The organism is Curtobacterium sp. VKM Ac-2852, from assembly GCF_013205045.1.
GTDB lineage: Bacteria > Actinomycetota > Actinomycetes > Actinomycetales > Microbacteriaceae > Curtobacterium > Curtobacterium flaccumfaciens.
In genome coordinates this window covers 126,763-151,970 of the sequence record NZ_JABMLI010000001.1, presented here as the reverse complement: position 1 = coordinate 151,970, position 25,208 = coordinate 126,763, and the positions used below count along the sequence as shown (strand labels likewise).

Annotated in this window: 20 protein-coding genes; 11 read left to right on the top strand and 9 right to left on the bottom strand. The window is 67.4% G+C overall.

The window, feature by feature from the left end; genetic code table 11:
- Positions 1-37 precede the first annotated feature (37 nt).
- From HQQ79_RS00755 to HQQ79_RS00745, 3 genes are read left to right on the top strand one after another with little or no spacing between them, the layout of a single operon-like run.
- The gene (locus HQQ79_RS00755) at positions 38-1,114 is read left to right on the top strand and encodes a hypothetical protein (protein ID WP_173032176.1); all 1,077 of its coding nucleotides are present in this window, start codon (positions 38-40) and stop codon (positions 1,112-1,114) included.
- A gap of 26 nt (positions 1,115-1,140) precedes the next feature.
- Entirely contained in the window at positions 1,141-2,328 is a 1,188-nt protein-coding gene (locus HQQ79_RS00750) for a lipopolysaccharide biosynthesis protein (protein ID WP_173032175.1), read from the top strand.
- The gene (locus HQQ79_RS00745; protein ID WP_111056803.1) at positions 2,325-3,071 is read left to right on the top strand and encodes a hypothetical protein; all 747 of its coding nucleotides are present in this window, start codon (positions 2,325-2,327) and stop codon (positions 3,069-3,071) included. The genes HQQ79_RS00750 and HQQ79_RS00745 overlap by 4 nt, the downstream gene beginning before the upstream one ends.
- A 49-nt stretch (positions 3,072-3,120) precedes the next feature.
- Here the strand turns inward: HQQ79_RS00745 and HQQ79_RS00740 are convergent, their stop codons facing one another.
- Genes HQQ79_RS00740 through HQQ79_RS18855 form a run of 4 tightly spaced genes read right to left on the bottom strand, consistent with a single transcriptional unit; the run spans position 3,121 to position 8,508 of the window.
- Positions 3,121-4,563: a hypothetical protein gene (locus HQQ79_RS00740; protein ID WP_173032174.1), complete on the bottom strand. Its 1,443-nt coding sequence runs from the start codon at positions 4,561-4,563 to the stop codon at positions 3,121-3,123.
- Positions 4,560-6,740 (bottom strand): glycosyltransferase, encoded by a 2,181-nt coding sequence (locus tag HQQ79_RS19060; RefSeq protein WP_173032173.1) that lies wholly within the window; start codon positions 6,738-6,740, stop codon positions 4,560-4,562. The genes HQQ79_RS00740 and HQQ79_RS19060 overlap by 4 nt, the downstream gene beginning before the upstream one ends.
- A gap of 14 nt (positions 6,741-6,754) precedes the next feature.
- Positions 6,755-7,318 carry an acetyltransferase gene (locus HQQ79_RS00730; RefSeq protein ID WP_309148137.1) on the bottom strand — a complete coding sequence of 188 codons (564 nt, stop codon included), beginning with the start codon at positions 7,316-7,318 and terminating at the stop codon, positions 6,755-6,757.
- 59 nt (positions 7,319-7,377) lie between these two features.
- The gene (locus HQQ79_RS18855; protein WP_301952539.1) at positions 7,378-8,508 is read right to left on the bottom strand and encodes a glycosyltransferase family 4 protein; all 1,131 of its coding nucleotides are present in this window, start codon (positions 8,506-8,508) and stop codon (positions 7,378-7,380) included.
- Between the two features lie 146 nt (positions 8,509-8,654).
- Between HQQ79_RS18855 and HQQ79_RS00720 the strand changes: the two genes are divergently transcribed.
- The 5 genes from HQQ79_RS00720 to HQQ79_RS00700 all read left to right on the top strand — a co-directional run bounded on the left by HQQ79_RS00720 (position 8,655) and on the right by HQQ79_RS00700 (position 14,705).
- Entirely contained in the window at positions 8,655-9,917 is a 1,263-nt protein-coding gene (locus HQQ79_RS00720; protein WP_173032171.1) for a glycosyltransferase family 4 protein, read from the top strand.
- Complete coding sequence (gmd, locus tag HQQ79_RS00715) at positions 9,914-10,942, top strand: GDP-mannose 4,6-dehydratase (protein WP_173032170.1); 1,029 nt, start codon at positions 9,914-9,916, stop codon at positions 10,940-10,942. Before HQQ79_RS00720 ends, gmd begins: the two co-directional genes overlap by 4 nt.
- Positions 10,942-11,913 (top strand): GDP-L-fucose synthase, encoded by a 972-nt coding sequence (locus tag HQQ79_RS00710; RefSeq protein ID WP_111056809.1) that lies wholly within the window; start codon positions 10,942-10,944, stop codon positions 11,911-11,913. Before gmd ends, HQQ79_RS00710 begins: the two co-directional genes overlap by 1 nt.
- 35 nt (positions 11,914-11,948) lie before the next feature.
- Positions 11,949-13,769 (top strand): DUF4012 domain-containing protein, encoded by a 1,821-nt coding sequence (locus HQQ79_RS00705; RefSeq protein WP_173032169.1) that lies wholly within the window; start codon positions 11,949-11,951, stop codon positions 13,767-13,769.
- A 378-nt stretch (positions 13,770-14,147) separates the two neighbouring features.
- Positions 14,148-14,705, top strand: coding sequence for a hypothetical protein (locus tag HQQ79_RS00700; protein ID WP_111056811.1), 558 nt, complete (start codon positions 14,148-14,150; stop codon positions 14,703-14,705).
- Between the two features lie 82 nt (positions 14,706-14,787).
- Here the strand turns inward: HQQ79_RS00700 and HQQ79_RS00695 are convergent, their stop codons facing one another.
- From HQQ79_RS00695 to HQQ79_RS19055, 3 genes are read right to left on the bottom strand one after another with little or no spacing between them, the layout of a single operon-like run.
- Positions 14,788-15,078, bottom strand: coding sequence for a hypothetical protein (locus HQQ79_RS00695; protein WP_254066043.1), 291 nt, complete (start codon positions 15,076-15,078; stop codon positions 14,788-14,790).
- A 41-nt stretch (positions 15,079-15,119) separates the two neighbouring features.
- Entirely contained in the window at positions 15,120-16,283 is a 1,164-nt protein-coding gene (locus HQQ79_RS00690) for an ATP/GTP-binding protein (RefSeq protein ID WP_173032167.1), read from the bottom strand.
- A gap of 14 nt (positions 16,284-16,297) precedes the next feature.
- Positions 16,298-16,765, bottom strand: coding sequence for a VanZ family protein (locus tag HQQ79_RS19055; RefSeq protein ID WP_173032166.1), 468 nt, complete (start codon positions 16,763-16,765; stop codon positions 16,298-16,300).
- 259 nt (positions 16,766-17,024) lie between these two features.
- Between HQQ79_RS19055 and HQQ79_RS00680 the strand changes: the two genes are divergently transcribed.
- From HQQ79_RS00680 to HQQ79_RS00670, 3 genes are all read left to right on the top strand, one after another.
- Positions 17,025-17,354 (top strand): hypothetical protein, encoded by a 330-nt coding sequence (locus tag HQQ79_RS00680; RefSeq protein WP_027465011.1) that lies wholly within the window; start codon positions 17,025-17,027, stop codon positions 17,352-17,354.
- Positions 17,355-17,455: 101 nt separating this feature from the next.
- Positions 17,456-17,785 carry a hypothetical protein gene (locus HQQ79_RS00675; RefSeq protein ID WP_027465012.1) on the top strand — a complete coding sequence of 110 codons (330 nt, stop codon included), beginning with the start codon at positions 17,456-17,458 and terminating at the stop codon, positions 17,783-17,785.
- Positions 17,786-18,084: 299 nt separating this feature from the next.
- Positions 18,085-23,565, top strand: coding sequence for an Ig-like domain-containing protein (locus HQQ79_RS00670; RefSeq protein ID WP_173032164.1), 5,481 nt, complete (start codon positions 18,085-18,087; stop codon positions 23,563-23,565).
- A gap of 86 nt (positions 23,566-23,651) precedes the next feature.
- On the opposite strand, the gene HQQ79_RS00665 is transcribed toward HQQ79_RS00670, so the two are convergent.
- Both HQQ79_RS00665 and HQQ79_RS00660 read right to left on the bottom strand, forming a co-directional pair.
- Positions 23,652-24,383, bottom strand: a complete 732-nt coding sequence (locus tag HQQ79_RS00665; protein ID WP_027465014.1) for an SOS response-associated peptidase — start codon at positions 24,381-24,383, stop codon at positions 23,652-23,654.
- Between the two features lie 107 nt (positions 24,384-24,490).
- Positions 24,491-25,135 (bottom strand): hypothetical protein, encoded by a 645-nt coding sequence (locus tag HQQ79_RS00660; protein ID WP_173032163.1) that lies wholly within the window; start codon positions 25,133-25,135, stop codon positions 24,491-24,493.
- Between the last annotated feature and the right edge of the window lie 73 nt (positions 25,136-25,208).

The following is a 25,208-nucleotide window of genomic DNA, read 5'->3' as shown; positions in this document are numbered from 1 at the left end:
CGGTTCTCGTACGAAAAGGGAAAGTGGTGAGGATGCAATGGCTACCGTGATGCCGGGAATTCGTCGCACGGTGGTCATCGAGCCGAACCCGACAGGTCACAGGCTCTTCTATGCCCGGCTCATCGCGGAGGCCGCGCGGCAACGAGGCGACGATGTCACTCTTCTTCTTGGTGAGCATCCAGAAGTCGAGGAAGAACGTCTTCACCTCAGCGGGCTTCAGAAGGGGATTGCTGTCAGACGTCGACCGGCCAGCGGACTCGACGATCTCGTCCGCGCCTCGCGTGTGATGCATTCGGACTACGTCATCGTTCCCGACGGAGACCGAACCGCAATCAGTCTCGCGCTCCGTCGCAGGTGGGAGGGGAGCGGCGAATTGAGCGTTCTGGTGATGCGTGAGACCGCTCAGCCTGCGAGGAATGTTTTGATCACCCGGCTGAAGACCGCGCTCCGGACGATGGCGTTCCGGCGGGTCGCGGCAATGCGGAGAGTCCGTCTGCGGGTTCTGAAGTCACCGACGTGGGCTGGGGAATCAGCGTTCGGGATCGCTGTGGACCCGATCCGCACCTTGGCAACGCCGACTGCCGTCGAAGCTTTCCGTTCTACTCACCGCATCACGGCCGACCGATACTGGTTTGCGGTGCTCGGGGCCATCTCGGCTCGGAAGAACCTTGAGCTGATCCTCGACGCCATCGTCGGACTCGACACGAATGTCGGGCTGCTCGTGGCCGGGAAGCTTGATCAGGACATCCCGCTCGAAGTCCGGCACCGACTCGCGACTCTCGAGACAGAGGGACGCGTCGTCGTCGTTGACCGATTACTGAGCGACGTGGAGCTCGACTCAGCAGTTGCCTGTGTTGACTGCGTCGTCCTTGCCCACTCGAACGAGGGGCCGAGTGGGTTGCTGGGCAAAGCTGCCGCGATCGGGACCAGGATCGTCGCTGCCGGCGCGAAGAGCCTCAAGAACGATCTCGCCGCATACCCGGCTCTCGGAGAGTGGGTGGAACTCGACACCAGGGCGCTGGCAGAGGCACTGCACCGGGCCGAGTCGTCGCCCAGGCCGCCTGCAGTGCTGAAGGCAAGTAGCGAGGCGTTCACATCGGCTCTGCTTCCATGAGGGACCAGATGTCGCAAGAGCGCCCCATGTCCCATCAGGCGCTCTTCCTGGCGGCCGCAACCGGGGCGGCACAAGTGCTTGTGGCGTTGCTCTACCTCGTTGCAGCGAGGGAGGTTTCTCCATCGGAGTTCGGTTCGACGGTCTCAGCGATCGCGCTCGGTACCGCTGCTGCCGGTTTCGTTGATTTCGGGACGAACAACCACTGGACTCGAGAACTTGCCCGGCGCGCCCTCGCAGACCAGGCCTTCGTCGATCGGTTGTTCTCAAAGCTCGCGATCACCGTCTGCGCGGCGCTGCTGTGGGGTGCTGGCGTTGCGATCCTGCTTCCGGGCTCTGCGTTGTGGCTGGCCGGTCCGATCACGGTTGCATTGGTGGCGAATCAGGCGTACCAAGTTCCGCTCAGAAGTGCTGCGCGGGGCGAATTGGTCGCACTCGTCATCCTGGCCGACAGGGTGTTCGCGTCGGTCCTCTTCTTCGTGATGTTGGCCGCCGACGTTTCCGCACCGACGGCCTTGTGGATCGCGTTGTCGGCGGGGTCGGTCGGTGCTGCGGTGGTGGGTTGGTCGATGAGCCCGCGCAATCTGCGGCGGCGTCCGAGGCTGACCAACCCTTGGTCCGGTGCCCATTACTTCGGGCTCACCGTCGTGGCCAACAGTTCCCAGGCGCTGGACCTCACACTGCTCTCGGCCGTGGGAGGACCCGCGGCGGCGGGAGTCTACGGCGCTGTCAATCGCTGGACACAACCCATGTCGCTCCTAGCAGCGGCGTTCTCTTCTGCGTTGGCACCGTACGCCGCTCGGAGCACGAGCCTTCGGGGTGCATGGTCAGAGCTGCGACGAGCTATCTGGATGCCACTCGCGGCGATTGCCGTCTCGATTGCGGTGTACTTCGCAGCGCCCTTCGTCGTCGGGATACTCCTTGGCGACTCTTACGAAGGCTCAGCAGCGACGCTTCAGGTCCTCGCCTTGGTCGTTATCCCGTCCATCATCTGTCAGCCGCTAGTCGTGGTACTCCAATCGTTCCGACGGGACCGCTACGTCGCGATCGTGATGGTCCTTGCGGCAGTCGGTCAGCTCGCATTGGTGCTGGTGCTCGGAGGCTCCGCGGGCGCGCTCGGCGCAGCTCACGCGGCGTTGATCGCCCAGCTCTTCATCCTCGTCTCGCTCCTCGGCGGGACCATCAGCCTTGCTCGTTCCACTCGGAGGAAGCCATGACTCGCGAAACGGTCTTGCTGACCGCGACGGTTCGGCCGAACACCAATCTGTTCGTCGCGCAGGCTGATCCCGCGGTGCGGCTGCTCCAGTACCGACAGGCGATCAGCGCAATCCGGTCCCAGCTCGACGAACGAGTCGATCTTGTGGTCGTCGAAACGAGTGGTGAAGCTACAGCTGACCTCACCGAACTCCTCACTGACAGGGATCGGGCATTGACTCGGGTGGTGCGATTCGACCCGACGACTTCTGAAGCGGACAAGGGCAAGGGACGCGTCGAGGCCGATGCCATCCGCTTCGCCGTCGAGGGAATCATCCGGTCCTCTGGCAGGGACGCGACCATTCACAAGATGACGGGCCGCCTCGTGTTGGAGAACCCATCGCAAGTTCTGCTGCCCGTGCTCGGGCCCGTCGTGCGAGTTCGGACGACTGCAGACCGGTCGTTCGTTGACACCCGACTGATGACCGGACGTGCTCAAGAGTGGCTCGACGTGATCCTCGCAGAGACGACCATGATCGACGAGCCTGCGGGCGTCTACCTCGAGCACGCCGTCGCGGCTTCACTCGCCCGCTCGGCGGCGTTGAAGCAGATCCGTCTCGAGCGGTTTCCCGTTCGTCCAAGGATCGTCGGCCAGTCTGGGTCCACCGGAGAGTTCTACGGCGCCGGACCGGGACGGTTCAAGAGGCGATTGATCGAACTTTTTGAGGATCGTCTTTCGCGCCTCGCGTCACACAAACAAGTATGAACCCAGGTTGCGTCGTCACTTGTTCGTGGTGACGAGGCTCGAGTGCCGGCTACCTGCGACTCGATTTGACGCGAGCTGAGCCGGCAGACAGGAACCACGCCAACAGCAGGATGACCGATAGGGACGCCATCGACTGCAAAAGCGAGCCTCTCAGCACGATAAGCAGGTAGACCGGAACGATGCAGCCGACGAGCCCAGGGGTACCGGCCCAAGCGATGTGCAACGCGAGCTTGCTGTCCCATCGACGAACCATGAACCCGATGAGCACCATCCCCAGCACGAGGAGCGGCCAGCTCCCGTTGATCATCAACTCGGCCCAGAGCGGAGCGGAGAGGTTCGTGAACGAATAGCCGCGAAATTCTGCCAAAAGGATTCCGGTGTCGACCGCCTTCCCAGGCCAGATGTCCCGCGGGACCCAGAAGAGGACCACGCCGAGTAGCTGGTCTCCCCAAGTGATCCCTCGGCTCGCGATGAAATAGGCGGCGTTGTTGATCTGATAAAAGCTGTCGAAGTCGCCGCTCACGAGCGATTCGAGTGGGCCCTTGAACTGGACTTTCGCGTCGATCGAGTTCCGGAAGGTCGACGCGATCGGGAAGAGAAAGAAGAGGGCGGTCATCAACGAGACCGAGACCGTTCGGTACTTCCTGAGCGAAGACCAAGCCCCACAAGCCGCCAATAGGGCCACGTACACCGTGCCGACCGTGTAACGGGGGCTGGAGACAGGGTTGACGACGACCAATAGCGTGACGAGGGTGGCGACCATCAGCACCAACGGAGCTGGCCCACCAGAAGCGCGCCGCTGACGGAACAGCAGTATCTGTGCCACGGCAGCGACGAGCAGGCCCATGTTTGAGAACCCGGTCACCAGTGCAGCAGTCGTCGGATTGCTCCAAGTAGCTGCACGCTCGGCGTCGATCACGCTCCTGGTGTGGAACAGCGCCTCGGGTCCGAGCGAGTAGACGTAGTACGCCGTGATTCCAAATGCCAGGAGGGTCGTCAGTACGACCCGGGAGTTCCGAAGCGTCACAGCAGCAGGTTCCGAAGCCGGGAGGTTTTGCGGCGACGATCGCTTGCCGAAGAACGCACCAAGTAGCAGCGCGCCGTACCCGATGAACACGATGGCGACTGATTGCCACGCATACTGTTCGATGAATCCAGGCGTAGTAGAGATCTCCGCGCGCTGTCGGAGCTGGACCATCGGAGCAATTCCGAGGAATCCGTAAACGAATACGGACACCACCATGTCGACGATGTGGGACTCACGAGCGGAGACGGCCCAAGCGAACCGCGCCGCTGCGAGGACCGCTATCGCGAGGCAACCGGCCCATGCGTCGTAGCCGTTGTTCGGAGTCGTCGCGACGACGAACAAGGGAACGATCAAGGCGAGGATCGCGAAGACGATGGTCCCCAGAAGTGGTTGAGGCAGTGCTCCGGGGCGCCAGGTCCGGTTATCTGATGACGACAGGTACCCGTCCAGTGGCGACCGCTTCACAATTCCTTCTCCGACATGATCGCCCTCTCGAAGACATCGGAGAATCGGGCCGGCGTTTGCTGGAGGATCTCTGGGTTCAGTATCCGAACCACTGGATCCGGAAGACTCTGCAGTGCCGACAGCAAGGACGAAGTGTCAGGGTCCGAGACAACGACTCCGGCATGCTTCTCAACCGAGCGAGTCACTCCCGCCCTCGTGCTGACGACTACGTGGAGCCCGCACGCAAGCGCTTCGTTCACCACGAGCCCCCAAACTTCCGAAAGCGACGGAAGCACGAGAACATCGTGCTGCAGCATCAGCTTTGCGACATCTTGTCCGGGGACGTATCCCACGAAGGTCACCTGATCCGGGTCAGACAGCGTCGCGATGACTTGCTGCTCGAGCTGAGCACGGAGCGGCCCCACGCCCACGATCGTGAGTGAAGCGTTTGGCAAAGCCGTGAGCGCGCCGATGAGGGCTCCAACGTTCTTCCGAGGTATCAGCTGTCCCACGTAGATGATCCGGAGGCGGTGGTCACCGTGCTGGACGGGACGTGTCGATTGAACGACTTCACGGATGCTTGTGACATCCACGGCGTTGAACCCCTCGTGGATTCGGCTCCTGGGCACACCCATCTGCAGCACGGCCTCAGTTGCGGCGGGACCTGGCGTGACGACCGCATCGAGCGTCGCGAAGTACCGACGCCGCAACCAGGAGATCGGTCCGCGAGTGTTCCCTTGCGAGCCAAGGTGTGACTCGTAGAACCCGACCGTTCGAACGCGCGCTCTCTTGGCTCTGACCAATGCCAGCCAGTAGACGGGCGATTCCCACCCTCCCAAGACGACAGCCCGCTTGTTTCGCAGATGAGCGTGCCGAAGCCAGCCGAAGTAGTAACGCGCTTCGCCGCGCTTCAGCACCGCTGTTTTGAGCCAGGAGAGTCCGAAAGCAAGATTGGTTCGCGAGCGCGCCTCCCACTCCGGTCCGCGGTTGTTGTTGTCTCTCGCCAATCGTTGGTCAGGTTCGAGAAGCATCACCTCAACGGGGAACCTGCGGGCGAGGCTCTCCCAGACCGGGATGCGGTACGGTGCCGCTGTGTTCGTCATCCACAGGATGCCGCGAGCGCCGACCGCGTCCTCGTAGAAGGGCAGGAGTGAGTTCACGACCGCTTCAATCCCGTAGAGGGTTCTGACCGAGGCTCGCCCCGCTGCAGTCGTAGACTCGAGCAGGGACGGGTTGAGAAGGAGAGATTCGACCCGCTGAGCGAGATCCTCGGGCGAACCCTCAGACACGAGCGCCGCTTTGTGGTCCGCAAGCTCTTGAGCGATTCCGCAGTCATCCGTGATGACCGTCGCGGTCCCGACGGAAAGCGCTTCAAGCACCGTGACCGGGAAGACTTCTCCGCGGCTCGGCAGGACGAACACCAGCGCCTGCGCCAGCCGCGCCGGAGCGTCGCCAGGCTGGATCGCGCCCTCGTACCGAAGAGGCAGGTCAGGGTTCGCGCTCATGAAGGACCGAAGGGCGGTGAGGTCGCCCTCGTCCGGACCCACCACTGCGAACTGGACAGTACGGTTCCTTTGACTGAGGAGGCGTGCCATCTCGGCGAAGACGAGGACTTGCTTGCGTGGATGGAGACGGGCGAGGAAGAGCACCTCGGCGCGCCGTGGGGACGTCGCCGCCTGAACGGGTCGGATCCCGTTCCTGATCCGCCTTACCGAAGCTCTTGGTTCGAGCCGTCGAAGGCTTCGCTCCTCAGCATCTGTCAGTGCCAGGACCGAGGACGCATGGCGAAGCATCGGACGCACCGCGAGAGAGTCCAGGATCAAGATCGCGGGCCGAGAAGAGGGGACGATCATCCCGTGTGGTTGAACCACGTAAGGACGTCCCATGCGGCGTGCGGCCGTGGCGACCGCGAGGTCGAAAAGATGACGACCGCTGTGCACGTGGACGACGTCGAATCTCCGCAGATTCCTCCGCAGCCAACTGCCGAGCGATCGGGTGCTCGTCGCTACGAATCCCATGCCGGCGAAGGGCTTCGACTTGAGGAGAACGAGCTCGAATCCGGGTGCTCTTGGTCGCGCAATTCCGTCCCAACCGGCGAGGACGGTCACCTCATGACCGGCTTCTGCGAGACCAGCTGCCTGGCTGAGGGCGACGCTCACCGGCCCGCCGAACGCGCCGTCTTCCGAGATGTAGGTCACCGAGATGAGGACTCTCACCCTTCTTGCGCCCCTTCGGTGAAGCGAACACCGACAATCTGAGCTGGTCGCCCTTCTGCAATCGAGTTGGCAGGGAGGTGTCCCTCGACGAGGCTCATCGGTTTGATGAGGCTCGAGGTGCCGATGACTGCGCCGCCGACGACCATGCAACGCGAAGTCACCCAGACCCCGGGCTCGATGACGATGGGTCTGGTGATCAAACTCATGTCGCGCCGATGCGCGTGACTCCCGGTCGTGAGGAACGTCTCTTGCGATATCACTACGTCGTTGCCGATGTGGATGTGGTCCTGGTTGTGGAACCAGACACCTTCCCCGATCCAACTGTCGGCACCGATGTGGAGCTTCCAAGGGAAGCGCACTCGGGTCCTGGGTCGGAAGATCACTCCGTCGCCGATCTCGGCCCCGAAGGCCCGGAGAACCCTCACTCGGAGTTTCGACGAGATCTGCCAGGGATTGGTCACGAAGAGCAGTTCCGCGACCCCCCACGCGTAGACCGCTAGCTTCGAACGGCCCCACGTGCTTCGCTCTCCTGGCGCAGCCTTGAGCTTGATGACGCGCACGACGTCCCCTGCCATGAGTCCCGGATTTCCCTCTGCCTGCGAGGAGCGACCTCGTCTCATCACATCTTAGGGTGACCAGATCTCGTCTTGATGCTTTGCAGCAGTGAATCGATCGCATCGGCGTACCGGTCCACCATGCCTCCCAGGGCGAACGCCGGACCCTTGGCCGCGACCGCGGAGGCGAGCCGATTTGCGGCCTCCGGGTGGTCAGCGAGCGACGTCATGGCTTCCGCGAGCGCAGTCGGTTCCGGTGCACACACCAGGCAGTCCGTCCCCGGCTCGAGATAGTCGAACTCCGGTCCGTGCCGAGTCCCTCGCGTCGTGATGATCGGGAGCGCCAACGCCATGCTCTCGACGGCCACCAGACCGACCCGGCCAGGGTTGAGGAGGGCGACGGCAACTCGCGCGATGTCCGCCTTCGTCGCGGCCTCGACATACCCGAGCATCCGGACCTGGCCGCGGTCGCGCGAGCGCTTGAACTCCGGCTCGAGCCCACCCCGGCCGCCCACCACCAACTGGACTGACGGATGCGTCTGCCAAAGGACATCAAGCGCTGCGACAACGAGATCGACACGCTTGCTCTCGTCTATGCCTCCGATCATCGCGAACACGGGCCCACCATCCAGCCCGAGACGCTCGCGAATCGCCTGCGGGTCGATCGAGCGTCGCTGCTCCATCGCATGACTCAGATCGGCAGTGTCGACAGTGTTCTGGAGATTGGTCACCCTGTCTGCCGGGACCCCCCATCGGCGAGCGAGCGTCGCCCCCCGCGTGGTGTATGCGAGCACGCGGGACGACGAGCGCGCCTGCCATCGCCGAAGTGCCCGGCCGAGTGCCGTGTCCGGTTGGACGAAGGAGTCAACGTGCCCCCACACCGCGACGGGTCGGCGCCGTTGCATCAGCGCCCCGTACGTCGTGAGAGACCCGGCTGCCAGCTCCGCAACGATGACGTCCGCGTCGCGCCAAGCGCTCCGTCCCCACCCGAAGCGGAAGTGAACCGGCCCAATCTTCAGGGAGCTTGTGCGGACGAAACGTTCTCGAACGCCCTCCAGTGATGCGCTGTCATGCCGGTCTGCCTGCGAGCCAGTGGGTTCACCGCTTGCGATGACCAACTCGTGTCCCTGCTTCCGAAGGCGCGTTGCGAGTTCGGCGAAGAGCGGAACCCGGTACGACGGGACGTACGGCTGCATGATCACGACTCGCGCCATTGCGAACCTTCTCTCGAATCGACAAGGCACAGGGTAGCCGGATGCAGCACGCGTCCTAGAGCATCTCTCGATTCGGACATCGCGCTTCCCATGCGAGCCTGAAGCCGTACGACTGTTATGTTCACCCGGTGACGAGTCCCCTGTCGGTTCTGCTGATCGGCATCAACTTCGCCCCGGAGACCACGGGTATCGCGCCGTACTCGACTGGCCTCACAGAGGACCTGGTGCGTCGCGGAGGACGCGCACGGGTGCTCACCGCGCACGCCCATTACCCGCAGTGGCGGTTCGACGGAGACCCAGAGCGACACACACGTGAGAAGCGGGCGGGCGTTCGCATCGAGCGTTTTCGGCACCGCTTGCCATCGAAGCCCGGGGGACTCGCTCGGGCGCTCTCCGAGATCTCGTTCGGGATCGTCTCGAGTGCGACCCGCTTCGGCCGACCCGATGTGGTGGTCCTTGTGTCGCCGGCTTTGTTGTCGAGCGCGATCAGCTTCGTCCGCTCGCGACTGTCCACCCGGGCGCCAGTGGTCGTCTGGGTTCAAGACCTGTATTCGCTAGGCCTCGACGAACTCGGTGAGCGTCCTGGTTTGATGGCGCGAGCGGTCGCGCGGCTCGAAGGATGGCTCCTTCGACGGGCCGACGGCGTCGTCGTCATCCACGAGCGATTCCGAGACACGGTGGTGGAGCGGATGAACGTCCCGCCCAGCAAGGTCACCGTGGTCCGGAACTGGTCACACCTCGAGGAGATCGAGATCGTCGACCGTGCGTCGGCGCGCAGCGATTTCGGGTGGGCCGACGACGACATCATCGTCCTCCACGCGGGGAACATGGGCGTCAAGCAGGGGCTTGAGAACGTTGTGGAGGCTGCGCGGCTGGCCTCTGGGCAAGGCAGTCGTGTTCGCTTCGTTCTGCTGGGCGACGGGAACCAGCGCACGGTGCTTGAGCAAGCGGCGAAGGGCGTCGAGGCGTTACGGATGCTTCCATCGCTTTCGGACAACGCCTTCCGCCGTGCGCTGGCTGCGGCCGATGTCCTCCTCGTGAACGAAAAGCCCGGTGTAGCGGGTATGGCAGTGCCCAGCAAACTCACGTCGTACTTCAGTACCGGCCTTCCGGTGATTGCTGCTACTGACCCTGGCAGCGTCACCGAGAGCGAGATCCTCCTGTCCGGAGGTGGAACTTCTGTGCCTGCAGGTGATCCTCAGGCCCTCCTTTCAGCAGCGGAGATGCTCGGCGGGGACAGCGTTCGCTCTGCGGAATTGGGCCAAGCAGGTCGGCGTTTTCGAGACGAGCGATTGTCGAGCCGCGCATCATTCGACACATATGCTCAACTGCTGCAAGGGTTGGCGCAGGGGCGTCCGACGGACACATCCACGGGATCGGGGAACGATTGACCAAGCGCGCGCTCATCACGGGTATCACCGGACAGGACGGCTCGTACCTGGCCGAGCTGCTGCTCCGGAAGGGGTACGAGGTGCACGGACTCATCCGTCGTGCCTCCACGTTCAACACCTCGCGTATCGACCACCTGTACGTGGACCCGCACAACCCCGACGCGAAGCTGTTCCTGCACTACGGAGACCTGGGAGACGGTGCGCGGCTCGTCAGCCTGCTCAGCGAGCTGAAGCCCGACGAGGTCTACAACCTCGCGGCGCAGTCGCACGTGCGGGTGTCGTTCGACGAGCCGGAGCACACCGGAGACGTGACAGGCGTCGGCACCATGCGCATGCTCGAGGCGGTCCGGGTGTCCGGCATCCACACGCGCTTTTACCAGGCGTCCTCTTCCGAGATGTTCGGCGCCACCCCGCCGCCGCAGAACGAAGAGACGCCGTTCTGGCCGCGTTCCCCGTACGGCGCAGCGAAGGTCTACAGCTACTGGGTGACCCGGAACTACCGCGAGGCCTACGGCATGTTCGCGGTGAACGGCATTCTGTTCAACCACGAGTCTCCGCGTCGCGGTGAGACGTTCGTCACCCGGAAGATCACCCGTGCGGTTGCTCGGATCAAGGCCGGCGTCGAGGACCACGTGTACCTCGGAAACCTCGACTCCGTCCGCGACTGGGGGTACGCCGCCGAGTACGTCGAGGGCATGTGGCGGATGCTGCAGGTCGACGAGCCGGACGACTTCGTCCTGGCGACCGGTGGCGACTTCACGGTCAAGGACTTCCTCACCACCGCGTTCTCGCACGCCGGGCTGAACTGGGAGGACCACGTTCGGTTCGACGAACGGTACCTGCGACCGAGCGAGGTGGACGCCCTCGTCGGCGACGCCTCGAAGGCGAAGGAGAAGCTCGGTTGGGAGGCGACCGTCGACACCGCCGAGCTGGCGAGGATCATGGTCGACGCCGACATCTCAGCGCTCGAGCACGAGGGCCGTCCGTGGATCGACACCGTCCGACTCGAGAGCTGGGGTTCCTGATGGCCACGACCGACTTCACCGCCGGTCCGATCAACCGGGCTGATCGCGTCTACGTCGCGGGACACCGTGGTCTGGTGGGCTCGGCGGTCTGGCGCAAGCTCGAGTCGGAGGGTTTCACGGACGTGGTCGGGCGCACCTCGTCCGAGCTCGACCTCAAGGACCGCGGCGCAGTCTTCGCCTTCTTCGCGGACCAGCAGCCGAAGCACGTCGTGCTCGCCGCTGCCAAGGTCGGCGGGATCATGGCGAACAACACCTATCCGCACGACTTCCTGAGCGAGAACCTGCAGATCCAGGTCAACGTGATGGATGCCGCGGTTGAGCACGGCGTCGAACGGCTCGTGTTCCTCGGCTCGTCCTGCATCTACCCGAAGATGGCCGAGCAGCCGATCCATGAGGACGCGCTGCTCACGGGGCATCTCGAACCGACGAACGACGCGTACGCCATCGCGAAGATCGCCGGCATCCTGCAGGTGCAGGCCGTCCGTCGGCAGTTCGGCCGTCCGTGGATCTCGGCCATGCCGACCAACCTCTACGGCCCGGGCGACAACTTCTCGCCGACCGGCTCCCACGTCCTGCCGGCACTCATCCGTCGGTACGACGAAGCCGCTCGCAGCGGTGCGTCGACCGTCGAGAACTGGGGGACCGGGTCTCCCCGTCGTGAGTTCCTGCACGTCGACGACATGGCGGCAGCAGTGTTCCACCTCATGGAGCACTACGACGGTCCTGACCAGGTCAACGTCGGTACCGGATCGGACGTCACGATCAAGGAGATCGCGGAGACCATCGGCAAGATCGTCGGGTTCGAGGGCGAGACAGTCTGGGACACCACCAAGCCGGACGGTACTCCGCAGAAGCTGCTCGACGTGTCGAAGCTGGCAGACGCTGGATGGACGGCGCAGATCGGTCTCGAGGACGGGCTTCGCAGCACCATCGACTGGTACCGCGAACACGCGGATTCCGTCCGTCAGTGACGGTTGTCGGACGCGCGGAACCGTAGGATCGCCACATGTCCGACGCGCCCGAGTCGCGACGCACTGCAGTACGCCGGGGGTCCAGGGCCCGGATCGTCCTGTGGGTCGTCCTCGCCCTTGTCCTGCTGCTGATCCTCGCCGTCGCCTGGGTCGGTGTCCGCGGCATGCTCGCCAAGGGGCACCTGGAGCGCGCCGTCGGGGACGTCGACACGCTTCGGTCCCAGCTGACCGGCGGCGACACCGCCGCCGCCCAGAAGACGGCGCGCCACCTCGAGGACGAAGCAGCGTCGGCGCGATCGCTGACCGGTGACCCCGTCTGGGGTGCGGCGCAGTCCGTGCCGTTCTTCGGGACGAACCTGCGGGCCGTGCGTGACGTGTCGGTGATTGTCGACGACGTGGCCAGCGGCGCCGTCAGTCCGGTTGCCCGCGTCATCGGAGGGCTCGGGTCGGACTCGTTCGCGCCGAAGAACGGCAGGATCGACCTCCAGCCGATCGAGGACGCGCAGCCGGCGGTCGCCGAGGCCACGAAGACGCTCCAGCAGGCACGCACCGACGCGGCGCGGATCGACACCAGTGGAACGCTGTCGCCCGTCACCACGGCGGTGGGGCAGCTGCGGAACGCCCTGTCGTCAGCGTCCGAGCAGGCGGTCGCAGCGAACCGCATCGTGCAGCTCGCGCCGGCCATGCTCGGCCATGACGGGGACCGGAACTACCTGCTGCTGTTCCAGAACAACGCCGAGTTGCGCGCGGGCGGCGGCATCCCCGGGGCAGTGGCGCTCCTGCAGGTGAAGGACGGTGCGATCAACTTGGGGAGCCAAGCGTCCGGGTCGTCCTTCGGACCCTACGACAAGCCGGTACTCCCGCTGACCGACGACACGCGTGGGCTCTACGGAGACATCACCGGCGAGTACATGCTTGACGTCACGCTCACGCCGCGCTTCGACGTGTCGGCGAAGCTCGCGCGGGAGATGTGGAAGCAGCGGTTCGCGCAGCAGGTCGACGGCGTACTCGCCATCGATCCCGTGACGCTGAGCTACCTGCTCAGGGCGACCGGCCCCGTGCAGCTTCCGACCGGCGACACCCTGACCGCGGACAACGCGGTCCAGTTGCTGCTGAGCGATGTGTACGCCAAGTACCCAGACCCGGCCGTGCAGGACGCGTTCTTCGCATCCGCCGCCAGCGCGGTCTTCGCCAAGGTTTCTTCGGGCGGGTTCGACACGAAGGCCTTCGTGTCTGCGCTGACCCAGAGCGCTGATGAGGGCCGCCTGCGGCTCTGGAGCGCGGACAAGGCCGAGCAGCGCCGCATCAGCGGGACACCGGTTGCCGGCGAGTTGCCGACGGCGACCGCCGACTCGAGCCAGTTCGCCGTCTACCTGAACGACGGCACCGGCTCGAAGATGGACTACTACCTCGACAAGAGCGTCTCCGTCGGCAGTTCGGTGTGCCGGAAGGACCGGCGTCCGACGTCCGTCGTCCAGATCACCATCAAGAACACGGCACCAGCCGATGCGGCGACCAGTCTCCCCGAGTACGTCACCGGCGGTGGGGACTTCGGCGTCGAGCCCGGCAAGATCAAGACCCTTCTCGCCGCGTACGCGCCCGAGGACGCGATCTTCCTCGGTGCCACGAAGGACGGCAAGACGACCGCCGTGCAGACGGCGACCGACGGTGGGCATCCCGTGGCCCAGCTGCAGACCCTGCTCGCCCCCGGCGAGAGCCTGACCTACCGCGTTGCCTTCCTCGGCGAGGCGAAGTACGCGAAGGCAGCGGTGCAGGCGAACTCGACTCCCGGTGTCCGGCAGGCCGAGACGAAGCCCCTCACGTTCGACTGCGAGCAGCCGCTCGCCGCTGGCTGACATCGGAAGCTCCGGAAAGCGAACCGCGGAGTGCCCCCACTCCGAGGGACAGAAGACCAACCTGTCCGGGTCCAAAGGTCCTTGATCTGACGCACAGCGTGCTCTAGCGCGCACCGTGAGGGCCTCTCACCTGGGGTTTCTGGCACCTAAGGCCTCGATCGACCGACGCTTGGGCCGTGCGGCGGGCAGTGAACGCGGATGAACACACGTCGACCAATGACCGAAATCCACGTGATCTGGTACCAAGCTGGGAAAGTCCGCTAGATTGAGACAACTTCGCCATAACAACCGCCATTTCTGTGGCTGGGGTCAACCACCGGCGAACAGCGGGCTCTGGGTGTCAGGGTCTGGATTTTCAGATCTTTAGGGGAACCATTCATGAAGAAGCTCATCGCAGCGGTGGTGCTGGCTGGCGCCGCACTGCTCGCCACTCCGGCCGTCGCCAACGCCGCCGGCTACACGCCTGACTCCGACGTCTCCGTCTCCGGCACCGCCGTCGCCGGTGGCACCGCGGCCGTGAGCTTCACGCCGGGTGCCTTCCAGGACAACGAGACCGTCAACGTCCAGGTCACCGGTGCCGGTGCGGTCACGCTCGGCGCGCTGCCGACCACCACCGTCTCGAAGACCTACACGGCCGCTTCGGACGGCTCGCTCGTCGTCAAGGTCACGTTCCCCCAGGGCGCCTCGGGCACCTACAACCTGACGGCCACCGGTGCCACCTCGGGCGTCGTCGGCTTCGCGGCCTTCACCGTCGCCCCGGCTGACGCTGCTGCGGTTCCCGCCGCTGGTGCTGGCAACGGCACCGACGGCACGCTGGCCTTCACGGGTTCGACCGTCTCCGCCCTGGCCCTCTGGGTCGCCGGCGGCGCAGTCGTCCTCGGTGGTGGCCTCCTGCTGGTCCGCGGCTCGGTCCGCCGCCAGCGCGAGTCCGTCTGAGTCTCAACGCACTGAACGAAGCCCCCGGAGCAACTGCTCCGGGGGCTTCGTCGTGCTCGGGGTCCGTCCGCCCGGGACGACGTCAGGAATCGGGTGGGGTCGGCTGGTCCCACACGGCGGCGTACCGGTCACGAACCAGCGGCCAGACTTCTGTCACAGCAGCGTCCATCGAACGGATGCGCTCGCTCAGCGGCGGGAAGAGCACGAACTCGTGGGGGATCGGCCGACCTGCACGGTCACGCCGACCCTCGGGGTCGTCGAACCGCAGCGCTGCGCACCCGTCCTTGTGTCGGAGGACCGCGGTCGCATCACCGACTCCGTCGAACGCCTCGTCGTAGGCGCGGAGCGGATCAATTCCGCTTCCGTCCTGCATCAGGAATCGGAAACCCCACGTCCGGCCACGCGTGGCCCAGATCATGCGTCGCCTCGGCGAAGGATCCGTTGCTCGACACCTCGATCGAGGTCGTTGGCGAACCGCTCGAGCACCGTGGTGACGAAGTCCGCCTCAGCGGTCGCCGCCTTCTTCAGCTTGCCGACGCGCTTGGCGGCGTAGTTCGCCCCGCGGACGCCCGCCTCGCCGGCGATGAGGCCGACGAGCGCACCGACCGGCGTCGGCAGCTTCAGGCGCTTGCTCCCCAGGAAGCCCAGGAGCGGCCCAGCGAACCTGAGGAGCTGTTCGGCCGCCACTGCTGCGCGCTGCTTGTTCGTGGCCCACTTGGCGAAGCGCTCGAACGGCAACATGGCCGTGATCGGCATGAGCAGGTCGATGCCGGTGCGGGTGCCGACGTCGATCCTGCCCGGCTCGAAGCGCGCCGAGGACAGCAGGAGGAAGTCCTCGCCGACGTCGAGCGCGTCCGGGTCCTGCACGTAGCTCTTCAGGACGGTCTCGAGCTCCCCGAGCTCCTCACCGGCCTTACCGAGCACGAGTTCCCGGAACCGCTCGACGTCGACGTCCGGAAGCAGGTCGGCCTTCGACAGGCCGAGCGCCCAGATGCGCGGGAAGCGAGCGAGCCGTCGGCCGCTGTTCAGCACGTCGTCGCGGAGCTCGGACAGCCCGGTGTGGAAGTCCGTCAGCAACGCCTTCAGGTACCGTTCCTCTTCACCTGAGTGCTCCGCCAGACGCTGTCCGTCCACCATCAGGATCGCCACGTCGGCGCTGAGCAACGAACGGAACGTCTCGACCCGCCGCTCCGCCTCCTCTGCTGAGCTCGGGTCCTGCTCGAACCACTCTCCGGGGTAGTCGTGCCAGACGACCCGGAGTGTCTTCGCGGCCTTCGGCTTTCCCCGGGCCTTCGACTTCGACGTGGTGTCAACCGTCGGTTCGATCGTGAACGCGTACTCCGTCGACGCGAAGCGGTTCGCCGTCGGGGCTGACGCAGAATCCCGCATGCCGAGGTAGTTCTGGTGCAGCTTCCGGCCCTGCGCCTTGTCCACGGCCCGGACGGCGTACCCCTTCGCTCGGCGGAAGCTCGGTTCCTGAGCGCCGCCGTAGAACGACGACAGCAGCACGGTCTTCCCGCTGCCGCTCCCTCCGAACACGGCGACGTGTTGCTCCAACGGGTCCGTCTGTGTGCTCATGCCGTGAACGGTAGTCACGCTCGCCGCCGAGCCGCCCGGCTGAGCAGCAGTACGCCCACCACAGCCCCCAGGACCGCCCCCACGCCGTTGGCGACGACGTCGTCGATGGTCGCGGTGCGGGCGGGCAGGAACAGCGCCTGGCCGGTCTCGATGCACGTGCTGACGACGAGCCCTGCGGCGATGGCGGCCCACCACCACCGCGCACCGGCGAGCAGCACCACGAGCAGGCCGAGCGGTACGAAGTAGACCACGTTCGCAAGGGACTCGACGGCGGCGTAGTCGATGCGCTCCGGCAGGCCGTGACGGTGCGCCGCTGCGAGCGCGCGGGTGAGCCACGGGCCTCCTGCGGCGTCGACGGGGGAGCCCCAGAACCCGACGAGCGCCAGGGCGACGCCGTAGGCGATCGCCAGCCCCGACGCGAACCGACGGCTGCGCCAGGTGGCCGGGGCGCGGTCGTCGACGCGGGGCTTGTCGGAGGTCACGTGCCGACGCTAGCGAGTCGCGCCTCCAGGCAGGTGTCCGCACCATCTCGTCCCCCGATCGCGGCGATCCGGAAAACGAGTACCCCGATCCTGACGCTGTACCCCGGAAGTGCGACGCACCTGCCCGGAAATCCGGGGCTGCCCGATGGATGGCATTGACGAAACCCGTGAATCGACGGGCCTCGCTGGCGATCCCCTCGGCACTTCTCGTAGCGTTCTGGTGTCAGCAGATGTACCCCGGATCGTGAAGGAGAGCGACATGAGCATCACCGTGAACAACGCGACGCAGGCCGAGGTCACCCTCGACACCGACACCGTGGACACCATCGCGATCCTCGAAGCCGATGCAGCGCTCTCGACGCGTCCCAAGCGCGCCAAGGTCACCTGGGTGCAGGAAGACCAGGGCGAGTGGATCGCCGGCTACGGCGGGTACTTCGGCGGCAGCGTCGACAAGCGCGACGACCGCTACGTGGCCTCCGACACCTTCGGGCTCGTCGTGGGCGAGTTCTCCTCCCTCGAAGAAGCGCAGACCAAGCTCGAGGACCAGCTGCACGTCATGCTCCCGCCGGTCATCCGGCCGGTCGAGTGACGACAGCGGACACCAGCTCCACCGGCGTCGACCGCGACGCCCGCACCACCCGGAACCACCGGCACTACCCAGCACCCAGCACAGCACGAAGGAGCAGGACCATGAGCACGACCGTCGCCCACCGCCAGCAGGCCGAGGTGACCCTGGACACCCAGACGATCGAGGTCATCGCCGAGATCGAGGCCCAGGTCGTGGCTCCCGTGCAGGCAGCCCCGGTCCGCATCTCGTGGGCCCAGGCCGACACGGGCCTGTGGGTCGCGAACTACGGCGGCTACTACGGCGGCACCGTCGACCGTCAGGGCAGCCACTTCTTCGTCGCCGACACCTTCGGTGAGTACGTCGGGGACTTCCGTTCCCTCGACGAGGCGAAGGCACGCCTGGCCGAGCGCCTGCACGTGCTGCTGCCGGACGTGATCCGTCCGACCGCTTGATCCGCTGCTGATCGCTCGCTGATCCTCGAACCCCCGCCGGCCCTGCCGGCGGGGGTTCTTCCGTGCGCCCGGGGCGTGATCGGACCGCGTCGGGGTGCCGTGGCGAGCTGGGCTGCGGCGTGGCCCCTGAACGAGTGGTCCCCCCTATTGGGGACCCCGATTGTCCCCATCCGAACACGAGGAACTGCCAGGATCAACCTGGCGCCAACGACCGTTCTCCCTGATCCTCCGGTCGGTTTCGGTGCCCGCATCGTCTCGACCCGAAAGTGATCATGCAGCGTACGAACCCGGGCACCGCTGTGCCCAGAAGCCGTCCCGGCCTGCGCGCCGTCGCCATGCTCGGCGCCGCGCTCCTCGCCGGCGTCGGTCTGACCCAGGCCGTCGTGGCCGACCCCGCCGCCGCAGCCGGCGCGCTGGCCTGCGACCAGAACACGCTGTACGGCATCAACACCGCCGCGAACCAGCTCGCCGCCATCGATGCCACCACCGGTGCCGTCACGAACGTCACGAGCATGGCGCCGGGCGACAACGCCCTCGCGGTCGCCCGCAACGGTGTCGCCGCGTATGCGTCGATCAACAACGGCAACACGATCACCGGGTACAACGCGGTGAGCGATGCGCGGATCGCCGACGTGACCGACGCGGACCCGAACGGCAGCCACCAGCTGCTCCGTGGTGCGATCAACCCGGCGACCGGCATCTACTACTACGCGAGCGGCGCGAACCCCGCGTACCTCGGTGCGTACGACACGAAGACCGGCGCGAAGATCGGCCAGGTCGGCACCATCGGCAACCTGCTCACCAACAAGAACGGTGACATGGCGTTCAGCACCCGCGGGCTGCTGTTCGTCGTCACCGGCAACGAGATCCGTCGTGTCGACACCGAGACGGTCCCGACGACCGCGGGCACCACGGCTCTGACGACCTCGAAGGTCGCGACCCTGCCGATCGACGCGAGCACGAGCGGCAGCCCCGGCATCGCGTTCTCGTCCGACGGCTACCTGTTCGCCTCGGTCGGCTCGACCATGTACAAGATCGATCCGGGTTCGGGCGCGCAGGTCAGCACGTTCACGATCGCGAACGGCTACTCGCCGAGCGACCTGGCGTCCTGCAACTACGCCAACACCCTGGCGGCGCAGTCGAGCGTCGATCAGCGGTGGAGTCCGTCCGACCAGTTCGGTCTGGCGGTGACCGGCGGCGGCGTCTCGACCGGCAACACGGCCACGACCAACGGCACGGCCGTCGGCACCCAGCCGCAGAAGGCGGGCGCGGTCCTGTCGACCCCGAACAAGACCTACACGGCCCGCCAGACGGCGGTGGGCACCACCGACCTGTCGAACTACACGACCACGTGGAAGGCCGTGAACCTGAACAGCGACGCGGTCGTCGCCAGCGGAACCGGCACCACGGGGACCTTCACGTTCCCGGCGGCCACCACCGCGGACGGCACGGACGTCCTGGTCACCTTCACGAACACGCTGAAGGCCACGCACGTCTCCACCAGCAGCGACACCGCCACGACCCCCACCGGCACGGCGCTCTCGGTGCCGGCCGCCTCGGGCGTGCTCGCGAACGACCGCGGTACCGGCCTGTCCGTCGTCTCGAACACCACGCCGGCGCACGGCACCGCCACGGTCGCCGTCGACGGCTCGTACACGTACACCCCGGCCGGCGGGTTCTCCGGCTCGGACACGTTCCAGTACACGGCGAAGGACTCCTCCGGGCAGACCTCGACCAGCACCGTGACCGTCACCGTCGCACCGAAGGGCTCCGACGACGCGTACAGCGTGCACGCGGGCACCGTGCTCAAGGTGAACGCCGCGGACGGCGTCCTGACGAACGACCGCGGGTCGGACCTGACCCTCACCGGCAGCGGCCAGCCGTCGCACGGTCTGGTGAAGATCGGCCCCGACGGGTCGTTCTCCTACGGCGCCGACAAGGGGTACTCCGGCCCGGACTCGTTCACGTACACGGCGAAGGACGGCTCCGGCGCGACCGTCACCGCGACCGCGCGGCTCACCGTGCTGCCCACCGCGACGGCCGACGCCGTCGCCGCGACGGCCGGGTCGACGACGACCGGCAACGTGCTCACGAACGACCTGGGCACCGGCTTGACGGTCACCGGCAGCAGCGCCCCCGCGCACGGCTCGGCGACGGTGCGTCCCGACGGCTCGTACTCGTACACCCCGGCAGCCGGGTTCTCCGGCACCGACTCCTTCACCTACACCGTGACCGACGGCAGCGGCGGGACCGACACCGTCACGGTGACCGTGCAGGTCGCGCCCGCGGCACAGGACGACACCGTCGAGGTCGCCGCGGGCGGCACGGCCACCGCCGGCACCCGCGCAACCGGCGTGCTCGGCAACGACGCCGGAACCGGGCTCACCGTGGCGTCGAACACGTCCCCCTCGCACGGTGCGCTGACGCTCGACAAGGCCACCGGCACGTTCACGTACACGCCGGCCGACGGGTACTCCGGCCCCGACGCGTTCGCCTACACGGCGGTCGACGGCTCCGGCTCGCCGAGCACCGCGACCGTCACCATCACGGTCAACCCGACCATCGGCGCCGACGCCGCGTCGACCGACTCCGGCACTCCGGTGACGATCGACGTGCAGGCCAACGACCGTGGCTCGGACCTCGAGACCACGATCGTCACCGGTCCGTCCCACGGCACGGCCGTCGTCGCGGCGGACGGCTCGGTCGAGTACACGCCCACCGCCGGCGCGTCCGGCCCCGACTCGTTCACCTACACGGTGACCGACGGCAGCGGAGTCACCACCGGTGCGGCGACCGTCACGATCACCGTGCGACCCGTCGCGACCGCCGACACGGTGTCGACCCGGGCCGACGAAACGCTGACGATCGACGCCGCCACCCTGACCGGCAACGACCGGGGCACGGGGCTGACCGTGACCGACGTGACCCCAGGCGGGGCCGCCGGCAACGGCAACGGCAACGGCAACGGCACCGGCACCGGCGAGACCGGCGCCGCCCGCGGCACCGTCACGCTCGACCGCGCCACCGGCCTCGTCGTCTACACCCCGGCCGACGGCTTCTCGGGCACGGACACCTTCACCTACACGGTGACCGACGCCGCCAGCCGCTCCACCACCGGCACGGTCACGGTCGTCGTCGGCCCCCGGGCCACGGCCGACACCGCCACCGCCACGGCCGGCTCGACGCTGACCGTCGCGAAGGGCGACGGCGTGCTCGCGAACGACCGGGGCACCGGCCTGACCGCGACCGTCGACCAGCAGCCCGCACACGGCACGGTCGAGCTCGCGGCGAACGGCTCGTACACCTACACGCCGAAGGACGGCTTCTCGGGCACGGACACCTTCACCTACACGGCGACGGACCCCGCCGGCCGCACCACCACCGGCACCGTGACGGTCACGGTCCGCCCCGGCACGGAGCCCGACACCGTCACCGTCGCGGCGGGTGGCAGCACCACGGTCACCTCCGGCGCCCTGACGGGCAACGACCACGGCACCGGCCTGACCGTCGTGTCCGTCACCGACGGGAAGAACGGCACCGCGACCCGCAACGACGACGGCACGATCACGTACACGCCGAAGGACGGCTTCTCCGGCACGGACACCGTCACCTACACGGTGACGGACCCGTCGGGCGCCACGAACACCGGCACCCTGACGGTCACCGTCACCCCGGTCGCCGGCGGCGGGTCGACCTCGGCCGAGGCCGACGCCAGCACCACCGTGCCGGCCGGCACCGGCCTGCTCGACGGCGCGAAGGGCACCGACCTGGCCGTCACCGACCACACGGAGCCCGAGCACGGCGACGTGACGGTCGGCAAGGACGGTTCGTACACGTACAAGCCCGAGCCCGGCTACTCCGGCCCGGACGGGTTCGACTACACGGTCACCGACGGGTCCGGCACGTCCACCACGGGCACCGTGACGATCGTCGTCGCCCCGAAGGCCGCCGCGGACACCGCGACGACGAGCGCCGCGACCCCGGTCGACGTCGCCGTCACCGGCAACGACTCGGGCACGAAGCTGGCCGTCACCGCGGTGTCGAAGCCCGGCCACGGCACCGCCACGATCACCGGCGTCACGACGGTCGGCGGAACCGGCGGCGGTGCGACCGCTGCCAGCTCGGTCACGTACACGCCCGCCGACGGGTTCTCCGGCACGGACACGTTCACGTACACGGTGACCGACCCGACCGGCGGCACCGCGACGGCGACCGTCACCGTGACCGTCACGCCGACCGCGATCGCCGACGCCCTGCGCACCGCGGCGAACACCGCGCTGCCGATCAACGGCGCGACCCTGACCGGCAACGACCGCGGCGCCGGCCTCGCCGTCACCGCGCACGGCCGCGCCGAGCACGGCACCGTGACCGAGGGCACCGAGCCCGGCTCGCTCGTCTACACCCCGGCGAAGGGCTTCTCCGGCGCGGACACGTTCGAGTACACGGTGACCGACGGCGCCGGACGGACCTCGACCGCGACGGTCACGGTCCTCGTCGGCGTCGCCGCGGTCGACCACTGGCACACCATGTCGACGAACCGCAGCATGCGCATGTCCGCCGACAAGGGCGTGCTGGTCGGCGACTCCGGCCGTGGGCTCTGGGCCGCCATGGAGACGAAGCCGTTCAACGGGGAGCTCTCGCTCGAGAAGGACGGCTCGTACGTCTACACGCCCACGTCGAACTGGTCTGGCCGTGACTGGTTCACCTACTCGGCCAACGACTCCGACGGCACCGCGGCGTTCGCGCGCGTCATCATCGACGTCGCCCCCGCCGCAACGGACGACAAGGCGACGACCACGGCCGGCAAGACGGTCCGGGTCGCCGGCCACGGCGTGCTCGGCAACGACCACGGTGACGCCCTGACGGTCGTCGCGGTGGGTCATGCCCGTCACGGCAAGGCCTCCATCGCCGCCGACGGCACGTTCGTCTACACCCCGGCGAAGGGCTTCTCGGGTACCGACACCGTCACGTACCGTGCGCAGGACTCGACGGAGCAGCAGGTCGACGCCACCGTCACGATCACGGTCGGCATCGCCGCAGCGGACGACACCGGGCACACCGTGTCCGGCACGCCCGTCACCCGTGACGCCCGTCACGGGCTGCTCGCCGACGACCAGGGCACCGGCCTCACCGCCGCCCCGGCCCGGAAGCCCGCCCACGGCACCGTGACGATCCAGCGGAACGGTGCGTACGTCTACACCCCGGCCGCCGGCTTCACCGGCACGGACACCTTCACCTACACGGTGACGGACGCCTCGGGGCAGACGGCCACCGCCACCGCGACCATGACCGTGGTCGCCGCGGCGGTCGCCACCGACGACTCCGCCACCGGGATCGTCGGACACCGGGTCGTCGTGGATCCGCTCCACAACGACTCCGCCACCGGCGGCGCCACGTTCGAGTCGGGAACGCTGCACCTGCTCCACCCCGAGTCCGGCACACCGACCGACCGCGTGGTCGTCGCCGACCAGGGCACGTGGACCATCCGCGACGGTCGGGTCGTCTTCACCCCGCAGGCAGGCTTCACCGGAACCACCTTCGTCGGTTACACGATCACCGACAGTGCGGGTCAGACGGTCACCGCGACCGTCACGGTCACGTTCCCGACCGGGCTCGCCGCGTTCGTCCACGGGACCGAGCTCGCCTTCACGGGCGTGACCGGACTGGTCGGTCTCGGGCTCGCGGCACTCGCGCTCATGCTGGCGGGCGTGCTCCTGGTGACCCGGCGACGGATCACGGTCCGCGTCGTGCCGGGCATCCGCCGCAGCGCACGTCCGTAACAGGGCACCGGACTGGAGGCCCGGATCACCGCAGCAGACCCGCTGCGGTGATCCGGGCCTCCTGTCCGCGCGCGGGGCGCGACCGCCTACGCGACGGGCGCGATGAGCTGCGGTCCGTCGTTTCGCACGCTGTTCACCGTGCGGGAGACCTCGTACTGCGCAAGGCCTGCGGCCACCGTCAGCGACTCGTGGTCGAGCAGGGCCAGCAGGTCGTCGGCGTGCAGGTCGCCGCCGAGCCAGTCGTCGTAGCCGTCGGGCGTCAGGAACGCCGGCATGCGGTCGTGGACCTCGCCCGGAGCGACGTGGGCGTCACGGGTGATGATCGCGAGCGACAGGCGCCACTTGTCCGGGTCGCCCTCGGGCTTCGTGGGGTCGGGCCAGGCGCTCACGACGCCGGCCATCGCCAGGGCACCGCCGGGTTCGTGCACGAAGTGGGGTTCCTTGCCGTCCTCACGCACCACCCACTCGTAGTACCCCTGCGCCGGGACGATGCAGCGGTTCGTGGCGAAGGCCCGCTTGAACATGCCGCTCGTCGCGACCGTCTCGATGCGGGCGTTGATCGGCTTCGGGCGCTGCTTCTGGAAGTCCTTCGCCCAGCTTGGCACGAAGCCCCAGCTGATCTGCGGCAGCTCCCGTTCGCCGTGCCGCTGGCGGACGGCGTACACGGGGTCGGTCGGGGCGACGTTCCAGCTCGGGGCGAGGCCGGGGTGCACCTCGCCGGTGTCCTCGTCGACGTGCTCGGTCCGGGCGGCGAGCTCGCCCATCAGCTCGGGCAACAGATCGGCAGTGGTGTCGGAGACGACGAACCTTCCACACATGCGCCCAGTGTGCCCGTCGCCGCCGACAGTGGTGCGCGTCGGCGTGTCCTGTTCCGCTTCGTGAGCAGGAATGGTCGAGTGCCCCACGGCGACTCGACCGCTTCTGCTCACGAAGTGGGGCGGGCGGGGGTCTCGGGTGCGGGCGTTTCCGGGACCGGGTCGAGGGACTCGGCGGCCAGGCGGGCGCGTTCGGAGCGGCCGAGGCGGACGACGTACTCCGACAGCCCGATTGCGTAGACCGCGATCCAGAGCACGTGGAACCAGGTGGCGAGCCCGAGGACGAACGCCCCGAGGGCGGCAACGAGAGCCGAACCGAGCAACGGTGCGGCCCGGGCGAGCGTGCCGATCAACCCCCGCCGCAGCAGGACCGTGTCGGTGCGGACGATGTCGCGGTGCTCCGGCAGGACCGGCACCGGACGACGCTGCACGTACAGCTGTGTGGAGCCCCGCGCGGCGAGCTGCCACGAGGGCCGCACCTGCCGACCGTTGATCGTGGTCGAGGGGTCCGGCGGCTGCCACGTCGGGATGCACGCGAAGGTGAGCAGTCCGACGCCGAGTGCCAGCAGCACCATCGCGACCACGCTGCGGACCGGGGTGGTCCCCGTCCAGTCGACCCGGGCCTCCAGGACGGCGATGCCGACCAGCGCGACGACCGCCGCGAACCCGGACCACCGGGCAGCGCGACGGACGCGTGCCGGATCCAGCACGTCCGTGACGTGCCGGCGGAAGACCTGCCACCCGAGCATGAACACGGGTCATGTCTACCCGGCGCGCGGTGTCCGTGCCCGGACGCTCGCGTTCGTGAGCAGAAGATGTCGGGTGCGG